The organism is Blautia sp. HCP3S3_C12 (assembly GCF_052064155.1).
Classification (GTDB): Bacteria; Bacillota; Clostridia; order Lachnospirales; family Lachnospiraceae; genus Blautia_A.
Genome location: NZ_JBQHWC010000019.1, coordinates 14,038 through 29,647 on the forward strand (window position 1 = coordinate 14,038; position 15,610 = coordinate 29,647).

Genomic DNA, 15,610 nt, shown 5'->3' on the forward strand with positions numbered 1-15,610 from the left:
AGATTTTTTGGTATACTTGTAAGGTAAGAAATCAGAAAAACAGTAGGAGGAAAAGGATGGATCAGGCAGAAAAGGATAAAATCATCCATAAATTAATTGATGCACACAGAACGATTTCCACAATGGAGAGCTGTACCGCTGGCTTGATCGCATCGACGATCACAGATACAGAAGGGGCATCTGCAATTTTTCCCGGAGGGTATGTTACTTATTTGAATGAGACAAAGGTATTCATAGGTGTAGATAAAAATGTGATTGCCCAGTATGGAGTATATTCAAAAGAATGTGCAGAAGAAATGGCAAAAACAGTACAGAAAAAAATGAAAACGGACATTGCCATAGGAATAACCGGAACTACCGGGAACGTTGATCCAAACAATGCAGACAGTGTTCAGGGAGTGGCTTTTTTCTGCATCCTTGTGCATGAGAAACCTTATGTTTTTGAAGTGCATGCAGAGGTTTCCGGCATGAGCCGCCATGAGATAAAACTTTTATACACAGACAGGGTATTCCAGGAACTAAAAAAACTTGTAAAATAAGGGGATTTTCTGAAATTACTGTAACAGAAAATAAAAGAGGAAAAGGATAAATGAGAGATAAAGAAAAAAGTGTGATGACCACTCATTGTTATCTGGAAAAGGATGGGAAATATTTGATGCTTCACAGAATTTCTAAAAAAAATGATGTGAATAAGGATAAGTGGATTGGTATAGGAGGACATTTTGAAGAGGGAGAAAGTCCAGAAGAATGTCTGTGCAGAGAGGTTTACGAAGAAACAGGATATCGATTGCGTTCCTGGAAATTCAGAGGAATTGTAACCTTTACCCAGGAAGGGTATGGGACAGAGTATATGTGTCTGTATACTTCAGAGGAATTTGAAGGAATTCCCAGGGAGTGTGATGAAGGAAAATTGGAATGGATTCCCAAAGAAAAGCTTACTGAGCTGAATATGTGGCCGGGAGACAGGATCTTTAACAAGCTGATCAGAGAGAACGCACCCTTTTTTTCACTGAAGCTCAGTTATAAGGGAGATGATCTGGTGGAAGCTGTACTTAATGGGAAAGCACTGACAGCTGTTGAAGGTGAGTGAACTGCTCACTGCCTGAGGCTGCCAGTGCTTCTCAATATTACATTCTATTTGCGGTATACAAAATCCGGCAGTCCGTCTGTACCAAGGGGAATTTCGACCGTTCCCTGGATTAATGGAGCCGCGTAGTCAAGAAAATCCTGGGTTACATCTGAGCCATCAGCAGTAATCCAGTCTGCAGGAACTGTTTTTTCTTCATTACAGATGGCATTCACATCTTCCAGGCTGCATTTCATGGAATAGCTTCCGTCAGTGCCTGTTTCACGAAGGAAAGAAACCATTTTTCCGGTTTCACCATTCAGTGCTGCCTGTACACCGAAATTACCGGCAGTAACAGCTTCCATCTGGTCAGTGGCGGACATCATGGAGACGGAACAGCGCTGGCTGACATTAAGTTCCACAGAACGTGCTTTTACACCCAGACGGCTGCGTACCAGATTTTCCAGATATTTTCCACAACCTGCCAGCATTTTATGTCCAAAGGTATCTGTACCTACAGAGCTGTCATATTCGCAGATGAAAGTGCCCTCTGCATCGTGGATTCCTTCAGAGACACAGACGATTACATTGCAGTTCTTTTCAAAGGATTTCTCAACAGCTTTGAGGAAAGCTTCCTGATCAAAGGTTGTTTCCGGGAGATAGATCAGGAGTGGATTGTCACCTTTATATTTTCGGGCAAGGGCAGAGGCTGCAGTGAGCCAGCCCGCATGACGGCCCATGATTTCTACAATAGTAACGGATTTTTTCTCATAGACATTTGCATCTATGGTAATTTCACGGACTGTAGAGGCTACATATCTGGCAGCACTTCCAAAGCCTGGAGTGTGGTCAGTATGAACCAGGTCGTTATCAATGGTTTTGGGCTCTCCGATAATGCGGATATCGCTGCCTGTCTGGGCTGCATACCGGGAAAGCTTGCTTACAGTATCCATGGAATCATTTCCGCCAATATAGAAAAACCAGCCGATGTTCATTTCTCTGAATTTTTGAAAAAGTCTGGGGTAAACCGGATCTTCCAGAGATTCAGGAAGCTTATAGCGGCAGGAGCCTAGGTAGGCACCTGGAGTAGTTTTAAGTTTTTCAAGGCTGCTTCCGGGAAGTGCTGTGGCAAAATCTAAAACAGTTCCTGCCAGAAAGCCTTCGATTCCATTTACCATACCGTAAATATGTTGAATTTGTTCGGGATGTCGTAACCCTTCGGACACAACACCGTAGAGACTGCTGTTAATGACTGCAGTAGGGCCGCCGGACTGACCGACGATCAGATTTTTTTTGGACATGAGTTACCTCCTGGATTTTTTTGTAAAAGATATGGAAATCTTTTACTTGTAAAGCTAAAATGATTATATCATAGAGCTACTTTAAATGAAAATCTTTTTGTGATATTATGAAAATCAGATATTAGTACATGAAAACGGGGTGACAGTATGAGGGATCTTAAGCTGTATCAGGCACTGGAAATCTGGTTTGGCGGACAGCAGGAAAACCAGGATGCTAAGTATCAGGAAGCTGAGAAATATCTCAGGCTTCGCATACGTCCGGCAATGGAAATTCTTTTGGAAGAAGAGGATACAGAACGGATGCAGTGTCTGGAGGAACAGGGCTGGTTCGGGAGAAAGGAACTGGATGGTTTTATCTATAGTGCCAGTGAGAAGGAAAAGCTTCGGTCTCTGATATGGTTGCTGCATCTGAAAAATGAAAAGTATGGATATACAGGGAAAGATTTTTCTTTGTAAAACCGGGTAAAAGATCACAGCAGGAGAAAAAGAAACAAAGAATATGGGTAATGCTGAAAAACAAGAGCTTTTGGGAAAGAATATTCTGCAGAACTGCAGAAATGAACTGTATCTGGACTTTCCTTATCTGGACGGGGCATTTGCAGGTCTGGAATACAAGGCGGACAGTAATATTTCCACTATTGGGACAGATGGAGAGAAAATCTATTTTAATCCCCAATTCCTTATGGAAAAATATGTGGAGGATCCTGCTGCTTTAAGAAGAGGATATCTGCATATTCTGTTACATTGCCTGTATCTGCATGTTTTTCTGATACCGCAGGGTTCGGAAGTATCAGCAGAAGCTGTTAAAAGAAATGAATGGGATAGGGAATGTGATCGTTTTGTTGAAAATCTGATTGAAAAAGCAGTCCGGGAGAAAAAAATACAAAGTCTGGACAGGCGTGTCTCTGATTTTTCTGAAAAAGACAATCATTTTGACGATCATTCTATCTGGAGGATACATTGGGGATTTTCATCTGACAGCAAAAGGAACAGGGAGAAGTGGGAACATATTTTAGCATATACTTCTCAGAATAAGAACGGAAGTCAGGGAAAGGCCGGGAGCAGGTCTGATAACCGGCAGGAAGAACTGGATGAGATTTATCGAAGCAGGTACGATTACCGGAAATTTCTGAAACAGTTTTCCAGACCACGGGAAGAAGTGGAACTGGACACAGAGAGCTTTGATTATATATTTTATCATTATGGCATGGAGCATTATAAAAATCTTCCGTTGATAGAACCATTAGAATACAAAGAAGTAAATCGTCTGGAGGAGCTGGTGATTGCAATCGATACTTCCGCTTCCTGCTCCAGAGAAACAGTGCAGCATTTTCTGGGAGAAACTTATGCCATTCTCAGTGAAAGGGAGAATTTTTTTCATAAAATGAAGGTGTATATTCTTCAATGTGACTGCTTTTTACAAAAAGTGGATGTAATTCATTCTGAGGAAGAATGGAAGGAATATGCTGATCAGGTGGTGATCCAGGGCAGTGGCGGTACGGATTTTCGTCCAGTGTTTCAGTTTGTCAGGGAGAAACAGAGGAAAAAGGAATTGGAGAATCTCCGGGCACTGATTTATTTTACAGATGGTGATGGCATTTATCCCAGGCAGAAACCAGATTATGAAACTGCTTTTGTATTCCTGGAACGTTCAGAGAAAATGAAATTGGTTCCGGACTGGGCACTTTGCCTGATTACAGGGCAGAAGGAGAAAAAATGAACATACAGGAAGCAAAAAAAGAAATCTGTCATACTTTAAAAGCATATCTGATGAAGGATGAACATGGGACATATAGTTATCCTGTTTTGCGGCAGAGACCGATTCTTCTTATGGGACCGCCAGGTATTGGGAAAACTGCTGTTGTAGAACAGGCAGCCAGGGAATGTGGGCTGGGCTGTATATCTTATACAATTACCCATCATACCAGACAGAGTGCCATTGGACTTCCGGAAATCAGTCACAGGGTTTATAATGACAGAAAAGTGACAGTGACGGATTATACCATGAGTGAGATTGTGGCATCGGTATATGATTACATGGAAGCAACCGGGAAGAAAGAGGGAATTCTTTTTATTGATGAGATTAACTGTGTGTCGGAAACATTGGCACCGGCTATGCTTGCACTGTTGCAGAATAAGACTTTTGGCAGTCATAAGATTCCGGAAGGGTGGATTCTTGTTGCAGCCGGAAATCCTCCGCAATATAATAAATCTGTCAGGGAATTTGATATCGTAACGCTGGACAGGGTGCGAAAAATTGAGATTGAACCGGATTGCAGAGCATGGCTTTCCTATGCCAGGGCAAACCATGTACATAGGGCAGTGACGTCTTATCTAGAAATGAAAAAGCAGAATTTTTATTTGGTGGAAAATTCAGCAGACGGAAAATTTTTTGTTACAGCCAGAGGCTGGGAAGATTTGTCCAGACTTCTGGACAGCTATGAAAAACTGGGATTTGAAATCAGAAATGAAATAATCGGAGAATTTTTGCAGAAAGAGGAAATTGTGAGAGATTTTTCTGCATATTATGGGCTGTATAGAAAATATGGACAGGATTATGATTTTTCAGGTATTTTGAATGGGACATGTACAGAAGAGGAACAGAGAAAAAAGGAGATGGCCGTTTCCCAGGGAAGCTTTGAAGAAAAATTTGCAGTGGTAAATCTTTTAAATGGGGCTCTGGACAGTGCTGCTGCGGAATATGAGAAACTGGAACAGTTTACTGAGACATTATATTCCCAGCTGCTTTATCTGAAATCATATCTTAAAAAGGAAAGTGAACAGGACTTCAGAAACAGACTGGATGATTTTATTCAGAAGCAGCGGCAGAGTCTGATGGTAAAAGTGGATATGGAGTTGATTTCAGTGGGGGAACACCAGCTCCAGGAGAAAACACTGAAAACTCTGGAGACATATGTGAACCGTGTAAAAGGGGAACATATCCGGGAATCTCAGGATGGTTTTGATAAAATCAGGGAGTATTTCAGGGAAGAGGTGGAAATCCGGGATAAAGAGACAACAAAAATGGAAACAAAACTTCAGCGGGCCTTTGCATTTATAAAAAATAGTTTTGGCGATGGACAGGAGCTGCTTTTATTTATTACAGAGATAACCGGAAGTCCTGTACTTGTAGATTTTATTGCACAAAATGGCTGTCCGGCTTATTTTAAATATAGCAGGACATTGCTGGGGAAAAACAGAGAAAGAGAATTACAGAAGATGTGCCGGGAAGTATTACAATAAATGAAATATATTAAGTTATTTTGGAGGTGACTGCATGTCAGAGAAGAAACCGAAAAAAAAGAAAACAGCAGGAGATGTGATTCTCACAGTGATTCTGATCGCAGCAATTTGTATTTTTTGCTATGCCGGCTATAATTTGTTTCATATTTATACAGAGTACAAAAAGGGAACAGATGAGTACAATCATATAGCACAGATGGCAGTGACAGAGCGTGACCCGGAGGAAGCGGCGGAACCCACTGCAGAAGGGGGACTGGAGGCTCCTATGAACATTGACTTTAAATCTCTGAAAAGTGTTAATGATGATGTGGTGGGATGGATTTATGTGGAAGCTGTGCCGGATATTAATTATCCGGTTGTCCATGGAGAGGATAATGAGACTTACCTGCATCATACTTATGAAAAAAACTATAATTTTGCAGGTACCATATTCGTGGATTATGAGAATAAAGGGGATTTTAATGACTGTAATACCATTGTCTATGGACATAATATGAAAAACGGGTCCATGTTTGCTCAGCTGAAGAAATTTTCAAGTAACAGTGATACATATGAAAAGAGTAAATATTTCTGGATTTTTACACCGGAGAAAAATTACAGATATGAAATTATTTCTGCTTATACCACAGGTGCAAAAAGTGACACTTATACCTTGTTCAAAGGACCAGGAGAGGAATTTCAGGAATATCTGAAAAAGATCCGCGGTTATTCGGAAATACAGACAGATGCCGGTGATCTTACAGTAAAAGACAAGATTGTCACATTATCTACCTGTACCGGAAATCAGGCTACAAGATATGTTGTACAGGGCAGACGTGTGGATGCATTAGATGTGGCACAGTAAAATAGAAATACAGGAGGAACTGGAATATGTCAGGTGAGATTGAAAAATTGCAGGAGCTTGTTGATCAGTATGATAACATTGTATTTTTTGGAGGAGCAGGAGTTTCCACTGAGAGCGGAATTCCGGATTTCAGAAGTCAGGACGGACTGTATCACCAGAAGTATGATTATCCTCCGGAAACCATCTTAAGCCATACTTTTTTTATGAAGCGTCCGGAGGAGTTTTATAAATTTTACAGGGATAAGATGCTCTGCGATACAGCAAAACCAAATGCTGCCCATCAGAAGCTTGCAGAGCTGGAACAGGCAGGAAAGCTGAAGGCTGTGATCACACAGAATATTGACAATCTCCATCAGATGGCAGGCAGTAAGAAGGTTCTGGAGCTGCATGGAAGTGTGTATCGCAATTATTGTATGAAATGTGGCAGTTTTTATGATTTTGCGCATATAAAAGCTTCCACGGGAGTTCCCAGATGCGAATGCGGCGGGATCATCAAACCGGATGTAGTTCTCTATGAGGAGGGACTGGATAATCAGACGATCAATGAGGCAGTGAAAGCAATTTCAGAAGCACAGGTACTCATCATCGGCGGCACTTCACTGGCTGTTTATCCTGCTGCCGGGTTGATCGACTATTTCAGAGGAGAGCATTTGGTTGTGATCAATAAATCTCCCACACCAAGAGACAGGTATGCAGACCTGTTGATTCAGGAGCCCATCGGACAGGTATTTGCACAGATTCGATGCTGATAAGCTAGTGTGCCAACTAGGTGAGTTAAAAAAAATAGAAAGCAGAGGAGGAAAAAATGGGACTTTCCTATGAAGTGGGCGATATCGTTACATTGAAAAAAGTCCATCCCTGTGGAAGCAGGGACTGGGAAATTTTGCGTGTAGGTGCGGATTTTCGCCTGAAATGTACAGGCTGTGGGCACCAGATTATGGTTCCGCGCAAAATGGTAGAAAAAAACACGAAAAATCTTATGAAAAAAGAAAAATAAGACTTTACAGGCCGGGAAAATTATGTTAGAATCAACACTCGTGATATATTTTATATCCTTGCTCTTTGACAGGCAAAGGGCCAACAGACCATAAGGAGGTAAAGCAAGACATGAACAAGTACGAGTTAGCATTAGTTGTTAGTGCAAAAGTTGAAGACGAAGTACGTGATGCAGTTGTTGAGAAAGCAAAAGGATACATCACCCGTTACAACGGCACTATCACAGAAGTAGAAGAATGGGGTAAGAAGAAATTAGCTTACGAAATTCAGAAAATGCATGAAGGCTTCTACTATTTCATTCAGTTTGAAGCAGACGCACAGTGTCCGGCAGAGATCGAGAGACACGTTCGTATCATGGACAATGTATTAAGATACTTAGTCGTAAGAAAAGACGCATAATCTTATACAGAAATGATTTTAGAAGGCACCATTAAGAAACCCGTTCAGGAACAGAAATGATGAGGTAATGATATGAACAAAGTAGTTTTAATGGGACGCTTGACCAGAGATCCTGAGGTGAGATATTCCGCAGGTGAGAATGCATTGGCAATTGCCAGATATACATTGGCTGTAGATCGCAGATTCCGCCGTGATGGTGAGGCTACTGCAGATTTTATCAACTGTGTTTCCTTTGGACGCACCGCTGAATTTGCAGAGAAGTATTTCCGTCAGGGATTGAGAATTGTGGTTTCCGGACGTATTCAGACCGGAAGCTACACCAACCGTGAAGGACAGAAGGTTTACACTACAGAAGTAGTTGTAGAGGAGCAGGAGTTTGCGGAGAGCAAGTCTGCAAGTGATAACTATGCAGCTTCCCATCCGAGAACAGAAGCGCCGGCACCATCCATGCCCAATCCTGGTGCAGCAAGTACAGACGGATTTATGAATATTCCGGATGGAATTGATGTGGAATTGCCATTTAACTAAAGCAAACTGATAGAATAAGATAGGAGGAAGCAACCATGGCTTTTAATAGAGGCGAAAGACCAGACTCTCCAATGAAGAGAAGAGGCGGCCGCAGAAGAAAAAAAGTTTGTGTATTCTGTGGTAAAGAAAATAACGAAATCGACTACAAGGATGTAGCAAAATTAAGAAAATATGTTTCTGAAAGAGGAAAAATCCTTCCAAGAAGAATCACAGGAAACTGTGCAAAACATCAGAGAGCACTGACAGTTGCTATTAAGAGAGCACGTCATATGTCTATGATGCCATACATCCAGGACTAATCCAATGATGAATATTGAGGCTGCTTGCAAAAGCGTTTCCTGCGGGAAGACTTTTGCAGCAGTCTCATTCTTTTTTTACTCTGCTATGGTAAATTATGTGGAACTCTGTTATAATATCTCTTGTACTGGCAGAAAAAAAGATGTTTTGTCCGCTGCCGGAACCATAAGTAAAGCAGGAGCACAAAAACAAGACAGATTTACTGCAGAGAGAACCGCAGTGATCAGAAAGAAAAAGATATGAATAATAAATTAAAACTAAGAGGGCACATGAAGGCTTTTATGAGCTGGCCGTTGATTCTTACAGGTCTGCTGGTTGTGACGAATATACTGGTTTATTTTACAAGTATAAAGGCCGGTATTATTTTGTCAGTAGCTTTGATTATTTATGTTGGAATGGCTTTGCTTGTATTGCGGTGTCACAGACCATTTATTATCAATGATCTGATAGCCTTTGCCAACAGGTACGATGTACTTGAGAAAAGAATTCTTGAGGAGCTGGCCTTGCCCTATGCCATTATGGATACAAATGGCAGAATGATCTGGTCCAATAAGGTATTTTCGGAACTGACAGGGAAGGACCAGTTTTATAAAAAGAATATCAGTTCCATATTTCCGGATATTACGGCAGATAAGCTTCCGGCTTTGGATCAAAAGGATCCCAGTGAAATGAATACACAGGTTGGAGAGCGGATTTACCGTATTTCCATGCAGAGAGTATCGCTGGGCGAGGTAGTCTCCAACAGTGAAATCTTTGAGACTGTGACCAGGGATGTAGATCTGATTGCGCTGTATATGTATGATGACACTCAGCTGAAAGAGTATATTCAGAAAAATGAGGACAATAAACTGGTAGTTGCACTGGCATATCTGGACAATTATGAGGAAGCGCTGGAGAGTGTGGAGGATGTACGCCGGTCTCTGCTGATTGCTCTAATTGATCGAAAGATTACAAAATATTTTTCTAATTTTGATGGTCTGGTGAAAAAAATGGAGAAGGATAAATATTTCCTGATCATGCGCCAGAGTTCTCTGGAAGCATTAAAAGAACAGAGATTCCATATTCTGGATGAGGTTAAGACTGTTAATATTGGAAACGAAATGGCGATTACCCTCAGTATTGGTATCGGATTGAACGCGGCTAATTATATTCAGGATTATGAGTATTCCAGAATTGCCATTGAGATGGCTTTGGGACGCGGCGGAGATCAGGTAGTGATCAAAAACGGAAACAATATTACTTATTATGGCGGTAAGACCCAGCAGATGGAGAAAACCACCAGGGTGAAAGCGAGGGTAAAAGCACAGGCACTGAAGGAATTTATGAGTACTAAGGATCGTGTGGTTGTTATGGGACACAAGATCACAGATGTGGATGCCCTGGGCGCAGCTATTGGTATTTATCGTGCAGGTAAGACTCTTGGAAAGACTGTAAATATTGTTGTAAATGATCCGACCACATCCATAAGGCCGCTTATGATGGGATATATGAATAATTCAGAATATGAGCCATCTATGTTTATAACCAGTGATCAGGCCAGGGATTTGGTAGATAATAATACAGTTGTAGTAGTGGTGGATACCAATAAACCAAGCTATACAGAATGTCAGGATTTGCTGTATATGACAAAAACAGTAGTTGTGCTGGATCATCACAGACGGGGCAGCGAGGTGATTGAAAATGCTGTGCTTTCTTATGTAGAGCCTTATGCATCTTCTGCCTGTGAGATGGTGGCTGAGATTCTGCAGTATTTTTCAGATGATCTGCGTATCCGCAGTATGGAGGCAGATTGTCTGTACGCAGGTATTATGATCGATACCAATAATTTTACCACCCGTGCAGGAGTGCGAACCTTTGAGGCAGCAGCCTTTTTGCGCAGAAGCGGCGCTGATGTAACCAGAGTGCGTAAGATGCTGAGAGATAATCTGGAATCCTATCAGGCCCGTGCAGAAGCGGTGCGTACAGCGCATATATACAGAGACTGTTTTGCGATTGCCAGATGCCCAAGTGAGGGTGTGGACAGTCCAACGGTTGTGGGGGCTCAGGCAGCCAATGAACTTCTGAATATTGCAGGGGTGAAGGCTTCTTTTGTACTGACACAGTATAATAATGAAGTGTATATCAGCGCCCGTGCTATTGATGAAGTAAATGTACAGGTGATGATGGAAAAGATGGGCGGCGGCGGTCACATGAACATTGCCGGGGCTCAGGTAAAAGCATCTCCGGATGAAGTGGAGAAAATGCTCAAAGACATTATAGATAAGGAATATCAGGAGGAGAGCGTAAAATGAAAGTGATTTTACTTGAAGATGTAAAGGCTCTTGGAAAAAAGGGCCAGATTGTAAATGTAAGTGATGGATATGCCAGAAATATGATCCTTCCCAAAAAACTGGGACTGGAGGCGACTCCGAAGAATTTAAATGATTTAAAGCTTCAGAAAGCAAATGAAGAAAAGGTTGCCAAAGAGATCTATGAGGCAGCCCAAGCTTTTGCAAAGGATCTGGAGACAAAGGAAATTATTCTGACACTTAAGACTGGAGAAGGTGGAAGGACCTTTGGTTCTGTTTCTTCAAAAGAGATTTCGGAAGCTGCAAAAAAACAGCTGAATCTGGATATTGATAAAAAGAAACTTCAGCTTTCAGAACCGATCCGCTGCCTTGGCGTAACACAGGTACCGGTTCGTCTTCATCCTAAGGTAACAGGAACCCTTAAAGTCTGGGTAAAAGAAGCTTAAGCTTTCCGGAGGTAAAGGCGAATGGAAGAAGCGCTGATTAAGAGAATCCTTCCTCATAGTGTGGAGGCAGAACGTTCGGTGATCGCATCTATGCTTTTGGACAGAGACGCGATCCTGAAGGCCTCCGAGATGCTTACCAGCGATGATTTTTATCAGAAGCAGTATGGTATTATTTTTGATGCCATGGTGGAGCTTTGCAATGAGGGGAAAACAGTAGACCCTGTTATTCTTCAGAATCGTCTGAAAGAAAAAGAATTACCGCCTGACATTACCAGTATGGAGTATATGAAGGATCTGTTTACCGAAGAGGTAACCTCAGTACTGGTAAAGGATTATGCAGAAATTGTAAGCCAGAAAGCGGTCCTTCGACGCCTGATCAAAGCGAACGAAGAGATTGCCAATACCTGTTATCTTGAGAAAGAGAGTACAGAGGTGATCCTGGAAGAGGCGGAAAAGAAACTGTTCCATATTCTGCAGCAGAGAAACAGTGAGGAATATGTGCCAATCCAGCAGGTTGTGCTTAATGCTATCAATAACATTGAGAAAGCTTCCAAGCTTAAGGGATCTGTCACTGGAATCCCTACAGGCTTTGTGGATCTGGACTATAAAACTTCGGGCATGCATGCTTCGGATCTGGTGCTTATTGCAGCTCGTCCTTCTATGGGAAAGACGGCTTTTGTTCTGAATATTGCTCAGTATATGGCATTCCGTAAGGATGTGACAGTGGCAATCTTCAGTCTGGAAATGTCCAAGGAACAGCTGGTTAACCGACTTCTTGCTATGGAATCCCATGTGGATTCCCAGAATATGCGTACCGGTAATCTGAAAGACGAAGACTGGACAAAGCTGGTGGAAGGTGCAGATATTATAGGTAAATCCAATCTGATCATTGATGATACACCGGGTATTTCCATTGCAGAGATGCGATCCAAGTGTCGTAAATATAAACTGGAACATAATCTTGGAATTATTATGATTGATTATCTTCAGCTGATGAGCGGCAGTGGAAAGAGTGATTCGAGACAGCAGGAAATTTCAGATATTTCCCGTTCTCTCAAAGCGTTGGCAAGGGAACTGGATGTGCCGGTGATCGCACTGTCTCAGCTAAGCCGTGCAGTGGAACAGCGTCCTGATCACAGACCAATGCTTTCTGATCTCCGAGAATCCGGAGCCATTGAGCAGGATGCCGATGTGGTAATGTTTATTTACCGAGATGACTATTATCACAAGGATACCGAAAAGAAGGATATTGCGGAGATTATTATTGCAAAACAGAGAAACGGTCCCATTGGAACTGTGGAGCTGGTATGGCTGCCAAGATATACTCAGTTTGTAAATATGAAAAAGTAGAAAGCCAGGTGAACAGTAATATTTTGAAAAATCCTGTCAATGAAATTTCCTTGCAATCTGTTCGGGATATTTTTATAATAAAATATGCATCGGACAGGAGGGATAGCATTGGAACAGAAATATACTGTGACTCAGGCGGCGGAAATCCTGGGAGTGAGAACTTCTGTTCTCAGATACTGGGAGGAGGAACTGCAGCTGCGTATCAGCAGAAATGCACAGGGACATCGTTACTACACAGGATATGATATTACTCTTCTGGCTAATATAAAGGAACTTAAGAAAAGAGGACTGGCACTTCGAGCAATCAAAGAACTGCTTCCGAAAATTGCCTGTACTGAGCCGGGAGACGGAAACAGTAAGGTAAAGCTTCTGGAAACTTCACAGGAAAGGGACAACAGGATTCTTGAATTTCAGAAAATCATGGAGAGGCTGATCAATCAGGAACTCCGGATGAAGAGAGAGGGAGAAATACAGTGCCGCAATCTGGATGAAGCCATACGAAACAGACAGCTTGCAAGAAAAGAAGCGGCAGCAGCCCGGGAGAAAAAGCCCAGAAAAAAAAACAGAACAGCATAATAAAAAATTGCCGTCCTCAGTCAGATGACTGAAGAACGGCAATTTTTGTTTTGGTCAAATTACTGCAGTACAGTAATACTGATATTATTCTGCTGGATGAATAGCTTCTGTTGGGCAAGCGTCTGCGCATGTGCCACAGTCTAAGCATGCATCAGCATCGATTACATAATGCTCATCTCCCTGAGAGATAGCTTCTGCTGGACATTCGCTTTCACATGTTCCGCAGCTTACACATTCGTCTGAAATTACATATGCCATAGTTATAATCCTCCTTAATTGTAAATATGTAACAGTGTTTTAGTACCCTTCTGGGTTCTAGTCCTATTTTAATATATAAGTTCATGGATTACAAGTATAAAATTTGATACATGGTTATAAATATATTTGTTGATTCTTGATAAAATTAGTATTATAATGTTACTGGGCATAAAATGAACAGTAACATTATAATACTACCGTGTAGAAATGCCCGTATTTCTGATACAGACAAGGAGGAAACATATAATGGCTAAAGTTACTAAAAATATGCTGATTGGACAGCTTCTGCAGATAGATCCTAATATCGCAGCAATCCTTATGAGAGCAGGAATGCATTGCATCGGATGCCCGTCATCTCAGATGGAATCTTTGGAAGAGGCAGCTATGGTTCATGGTATGGATGTAGATGTTCTGGTTCAGCAGATCAATGATTTTCTTGGAGAATAATTTCAGAAAATAATAGGAAAAACAAATAAAAGAGGAGAACTCATATATTTCCGGTGAGTTCTCCTCTTTTGTAATGTTGATTTATGAGCGGGTTGGTAAGTCATATTATAATTGTGACAATTGCAGAAGCGCAGAGGAAGAAATAATCTCTCCGTGTTCTGCAAGGTAAGCTTCGCCTGATGAGGTGAAAGCCCGGCCGCTGCCATATTCCGTAAGAATATTGCAGATTTTATTGAATTCTTCAGGGGAGCATGATGACTGATGGATGACCAGTTTGTAAATATCATCAGAAGGATCCTTGTATAAGGTATTGCTTCCTGTGAAATAACCGTTCAGTCCACGTGCTGCAGCAATCACATCATCCAGATCATCAAATTCATAAAGGCGGATCAGATTAACAGCTGCATTCTCCGGGAGATCTTCTTTGCCTTTTACAGGCTCTGTAGTATCGGCTGTACTGGATTTTTTTGCAGAATTTCTGACTTTTGCTTCACAAAGCTTTTGAAATATATCGATAATATTGTCGGCACCGTCTAGCTGGACAGTATCAGCAGATTCTCGTCCCTTAAAAGGAGAAAATTTGGAAAAACGTGTATCCAGTTCCTCGGGATCCTCCACTTTGGTAATGATCAGGATAATACTTTCTGTACTTACTGGAATAGCCTCGATCATCAGAGGAATGTTATCTGCTTCAAATCCGAATTGAATCTGTGCCTGCTGCATCATGTCCCGAAAAAGCTTTTTGGCTTTGTCTGTTCCATAAGCAAGTTCGCTGATACGGATCTGATGACTTTCCAGATCTTCTCTGGTTAAGGTACAGCGTATCTGATTATCATTTATTTTTTCTATTTTCATGTCATATCACATCCTATTCTGTTTTTATATAGTATGATGGTTACTGTTCACTCTGTACGCAGCAACATATAATGACTTACAATGCCCTGGTAAGCAGCTAAGATATAGCTGCTGTTCACTATCTGTACAGTTTATACTGTTGAATAGCTACTTATATACAGTATATTATATAACATGAAACTGTAAAATGTAAAGGCAAGTCATTTGCCTAATTATAAAAAATTTGGGAACAAAATCGAAAAAATTAAACAAATTGATGAAAAGCATTGCGTATAATTGTAAATGCTGTATAATGAAAAACAGGAGAAAACAATCTGTCTGTAATCCATAAATATGCAGCCTGAGAGTAACCTATATCAATATTATAATATTCATTAAGCTTCACTGCCCTTTTATCCTGCAGCGTTCTTGCTGTGGCAGTGCTCAGATGAATTCCCATGAAAATAAATTGGAGTTTGCAGAGTATTTTGTTTTTTCCGGAAACCAGTAGTGGTGCTTTCTATTATCTGACCTTATCAGACCAGAGAGGGTGTGGTAGGTCATGGCAGGCAGCAGCCCTTCGATTCTTAACTGCCTGACTAATACAGGAAAGGAGGACAGAATACGGAAAATATATCACGGGCCAGGAAACAAAACCTGCGTAAGCCGCTGGAACAGGAGTTAAAAAGGTATCAGTCTCAGGGAATATCTTTATATCTTGACGGATATCCAAGTAC

Annotated in this window: 19 protein-coding genes; 16 read left to right on the forward strand and 3 right to left on the reverse strand. The window is 41.4% G+C overall.

The window, feature by feature from the left end:
- Positions 1–56: 56 nt before the first annotated feature.
- Both ACTNDS_RS13325 and ACTNDS_RS13330 read left to right on the forward strand, forming a co-directional pair.
- Positions 57–539, forward strand: a complete 483-nt coding sequence (locus ACTNDS_RS13325; RefSeq protein WP_173743819.1) for a CinA family protein — start codon at positions 57–59, stop codon at positions 537–539.
- A gap of 50 nt (positions 540–589) precedes the next feature.
- Entirely contained in the window at positions 590–1,090 is a 501-nt protein-coding gene (locus ACTNDS_RS13330; RefSeq protein WP_173743818.1) for an NUDIX hydrolase, read from the forward strand.
- Between the two features lie 44 nt (positions 1,091–1,134).
- Here ACTNDS_RS13330 and ACTNDS_RS13335 read toward each other — a convergent pair whose 3' ends face one another.
- Positions 1,135–2,367, reverse strand: a complete 1,233-nt coding sequence (locus tag ACTNDS_RS13335; RefSeq protein ID WP_303243124.1) for a 6-phosphofructokinase — start codon at positions 2,365–2,367, stop codon at positions 1,135–1,137.
- 147 nt (positions 2,368–2,514) lie between these two features.
- Between ACTNDS_RS13335 and ACTNDS_RS13340 the strand changes: the two genes are divergently transcribed.
- The 13 genes from ACTNDS_RS13340 to ACTNDS_RS13400 all read left to right on the forward strand — a co-directional run bounded on the left by ACTNDS_RS13340 (position 2,515) and on the right by ACTNDS_RS13400 (position 13,334).
- On the forward strand, positions 2,515–2,823 hold the full coding sequence (locus ACTNDS_RS13340; RefSeq protein WP_441036288.1) for a hypothetical protein: 309 nt from the start codon (positions 2,515–2,517) through the stop codon (positions 2,821–2,823).
- Between the two features lie 43 nt (positions 2,824–2,866).
- Entirely contained in the window at positions 2,867–4,087 is a 1,221-nt protein-coding gene (locus ACTNDS_RS13345; protein ID WP_441036289.1) for a vWA domain-containing protein, read from the forward strand.
- Positions 4,084–5,610 (forward strand): AAA family ATPase, encoded by a 1,527-nt coding sequence (locus ACTNDS_RS13350; protein ID WP_441036291.1) that lies wholly within the window; start codon positions 4,084–4,086, stop codon positions 5,608–5,610. The genes ACTNDS_RS13345 and ACTNDS_RS13350 overlap by 4 nt, the downstream gene beginning before the upstream one ends.
- A gap of 34 nt (positions 5,611–5,644) precedes the next feature.
- The gene (srtB, locus tag ACTNDS_RS13355) at positions 5,645–6,454 is read left to right on the forward strand and encodes a class B sortase (protein WP_441036293.1); all 810 of its coding nucleotides are present in this window, start codon (positions 5,645–5,647) and stop codon (positions 6,452–6,454) included.
- A 26-nt stretch (positions 6,455–6,480) separates the two neighbouring features.
- The gene (locus ACTNDS_RS13360) at positions 6,481–7,203 is read left to right on the forward strand and encodes an NAD-dependent protein deacylase (protein WP_441036295.1); all 723 of its coding nucleotides are present in this window, start codon (positions 6,481–6,483) and stop codon (positions 7,201–7,203) included.
- 56 nt (positions 7,204–7,259) lie between these two features.
- Positions 7,260–7,451: a DUF951 domain-containing protein gene (locus ACTNDS_RS13365; protein ID WP_019160878.1), complete on the forward strand. Its 192-nt coding sequence runs from the start codon at positions 7,260–7,262 to the stop codon at positions 7,449–7,451.
- A gap of 110 nt (positions 7,452–7,561) precedes the next feature.
- Positions 7,562–7,849 (forward strand): 30S ribosomal protein S6, encoded by a 288-nt coding sequence (gene rpsF / locus ACTNDS_RS13370; RefSeq protein ID WP_019160879.1) that lies wholly within the window; start codon positions 7,562–7,564, stop codon positions 7,847–7,849.
- Between the two features lie 72 nt (positions 7,850–7,921).
- Positions 7,922–8,377, forward strand: coding sequence for a single-stranded DNA-binding protein (locus ACTNDS_RS13375; protein WP_173743811.1), 456 nt, complete (start codon positions 7,922–7,924; stop codon positions 8,375–8,377).
- Between the two features lie 35 nt (positions 8,378–8,412).
- A complete protein-coding gene (gene rpsR, locus ACTNDS_RS13380; protein WP_019160881.1) occupies positions 8,413–8,676 on the forward strand; it encodes a 30S ribosomal protein S18 in 264 nt (87 codons plus the stop codon).
- Positions 8,677–8,913: 237 nt separating this feature from the next.
- Positions 8,914–10,965 (forward strand): DHH family phosphoesterase, encoded by a 2,052-nt coding sequence (locus ACTNDS_RS13385; protein WP_441036298.1) that lies wholly within the window; start codon positions 8,914–8,916, stop codon positions 10,963–10,965.
- A complete protein-coding gene (gene rplI / locus ACTNDS_RS13390; protein WP_019160884.1) occupies positions 10,962–11,408 on the forward strand; it encodes a 50S ribosomal protein L9 in 447 nt (148 codons plus the stop codon). The genes ACTNDS_RS13385 and rplI overlap by 4 nt, the downstream gene beginning before the upstream one ends.
- Positions 11,409–11,429: 21 nt before the next feature.
- Complete coding sequence (dnaB, locus tag ACTNDS_RS13395; RefSeq protein WP_019160885.1) at positions 11,430–12,758, forward strand: replicative DNA helicase; 1,329 nt, start codon at positions 11,430–11,432, stop codon at positions 12,756–12,758.
- Between the two features lie 108 nt (positions 12,759–12,866).
- On the forward strand, positions 12,867–13,334 hold the full coding sequence (locus tag ACTNDS_RS13400) for a helix-turn-helix domain-containing protein (protein WP_441036300.1): 468 nt from the start codon (positions 12,867–12,869) through the stop codon (positions 13,332–13,334).
- An 84-nt stretch (positions 13,335–13,418) separates the two neighbouring features.
- Here ACTNDS_RS13400 and ACTNDS_RS13405 read toward each other — a convergent pair whose 3' ends face one another.
- Positions 13,419–13,592 (reverse strand): DUF362 domain-containing protein, encoded by a 174-nt coding sequence (locus ACTNDS_RS13405; protein WP_008707918.1) that lies wholly within the window; start codon positions 13,590–13,592, stop codon positions 13,419–13,421.
- Between the two features lie 246 nt (positions 13,593–13,838).
- Between ACTNDS_RS13405 and ACTNDS_RS13410 the strand changes: the two genes are divergently transcribed.
- The gene (locus tag ACTNDS_RS13410; RefSeq protein WP_173743808.1) at positions 13,839–14,039 is read left to right on the forward strand and encodes a DUF1858 domain-containing protein; all 201 of its coding nucleotides are present in this window, start codon (positions 13,839–13,841) and stop codon (positions 14,037–14,039) included.
- A gap of 105 nt (positions 14,040–14,144) precedes the next feature.
- Here the strand turns inward: ACTNDS_RS13410 and ACTNDS_RS13415 are convergent, their stop codons facing one another.
- Complete coding sequence (locus tag ACTNDS_RS13415; protein ID WP_303243116.1) at positions 14,145–14,894, reverse strand: adaptor protein MecA; 750 nt, start codon at positions 14,892–14,894, stop codon at positions 14,145–14,147.
- Positions 14,895–15,610: the final 716 nt, after the last annotated feature.

Coding starts and splice junctions, on each gene's coding strand:
- ACTNDS_RS13325 (WP_173743819.1), top strand. CDS start 57: ATGGATCAGGCAGAAAAGGATAAAATCATCCATAAATTAATTGATGCA.
- ACTNDS_RS13330 (WP_173743818.1), top strand. CDS start 590: ATGAGAGATAAAGAAAAAAGTGTGATGACCACTCATTGTTATCTGGAA.
- ACTNDS_RS13335 (WP_303243124.1), bottom strand. CDS start 2,367: ATGTCCAAAAAAAATCTGATCGTCGGTCAGTCCGGCGGCCCTACTGCA.
- ACTNDS_RS13340 (WP_441036288.1), top strand. CDS start 2,515: ATGAGGGATCTTAAGCTGTATCAGGCACTGGAAATCTGGTTTGGCGGA.
- ACTNDS_RS13345 (WP_441036289.1), top strand. CDS start 2,867: ATGGGTAATGCTGAAAAACAAGAGCTTTTGGGAAAGAATATTCTGCAG.
- ACTNDS_RS13350 (WP_441036291.1), top strand. CDS start 4,084: ATGAACATACAGGAAGCAAAAAAAGAAATCTGTCATACTTTAAAAGCA.
- srtB (WP_441036293.1), top strand. CDS start 5,645: ATGTCAGAGAAGAAACCGAAAAAAAAGAAAACAGCAGGAGATGTGATT.
- ACTNDS_RS13360 (WP_441036295.1), top strand. CDS start 6,481: ATGTCAGGTGAGATTGAAAAATTGCAGGAGCTTGTTGATCAGTATGAT.
- ACTNDS_RS13365 (WP_019160878.1), top strand. CDS start 7,260: ATGGGACTTTCCTATGAAGTGGGCGATATCGTTACATTGAAAAAAGTC.
- rpsF (WP_019160879.1), top strand. CDS start 7,562: ATGAACAAGTACGAGTTAGCATTAGTTGTTAGTGCAAAAGTTGAAGAC.
- ACTNDS_RS13375 (WP_173743811.1), top strand. CDS start 7,922: ATGAACAAAGTAGTTTTAATGGGACGCTTGACCAGAGATCCTGAGGTG.
- rpsR (WP_019160881.1), top strand. CDS start 8,413: ATGGCTTTTAATAGAGGCGAAAGACCAGACTCTCCAATGAAGAGAAGA.
- ACTNDS_RS13385 (WP_441036298.1), top strand. CDS start 8,914: ATGAATAATAAATTAAAACTAAGAGGGCACATGAAGGCTTTTATGAGC.
- rplI (WP_019160884.1), top strand. CDS start 10,962: ATGAAAGTGATTTTACTTGAAGATGTAAAGGCTCTTGGAAAAAAGGGC.
- dnaB (WP_019160885.1), top strand. CDS start 11,430: ATGGAAGAAGCGCTGATTAAGAGAATCCTTCCTCATAGTGTGGAGGCA.
- ACTNDS_RS13405 (WP_008707918.1), bottom strand. CDS start 13,592: ATGGCATATGTAATTTCAGACGAATGTGTAAGCTGCGGAACATGTGAA.
- ACTNDS_RS13410 (WP_173743808.1), top strand. CDS start 13,839: ATGGCTAAAGTTACTAAAAATATGCTGATTGGACAGCTTCTGCAGATA.
- ACTNDS_RS13415 (WP_303243116.1), bottom strand. CDS start 14,894: ATGAAAATAGAAAAAATAAATGATAATCAGATACGCTGTACCTTAACC.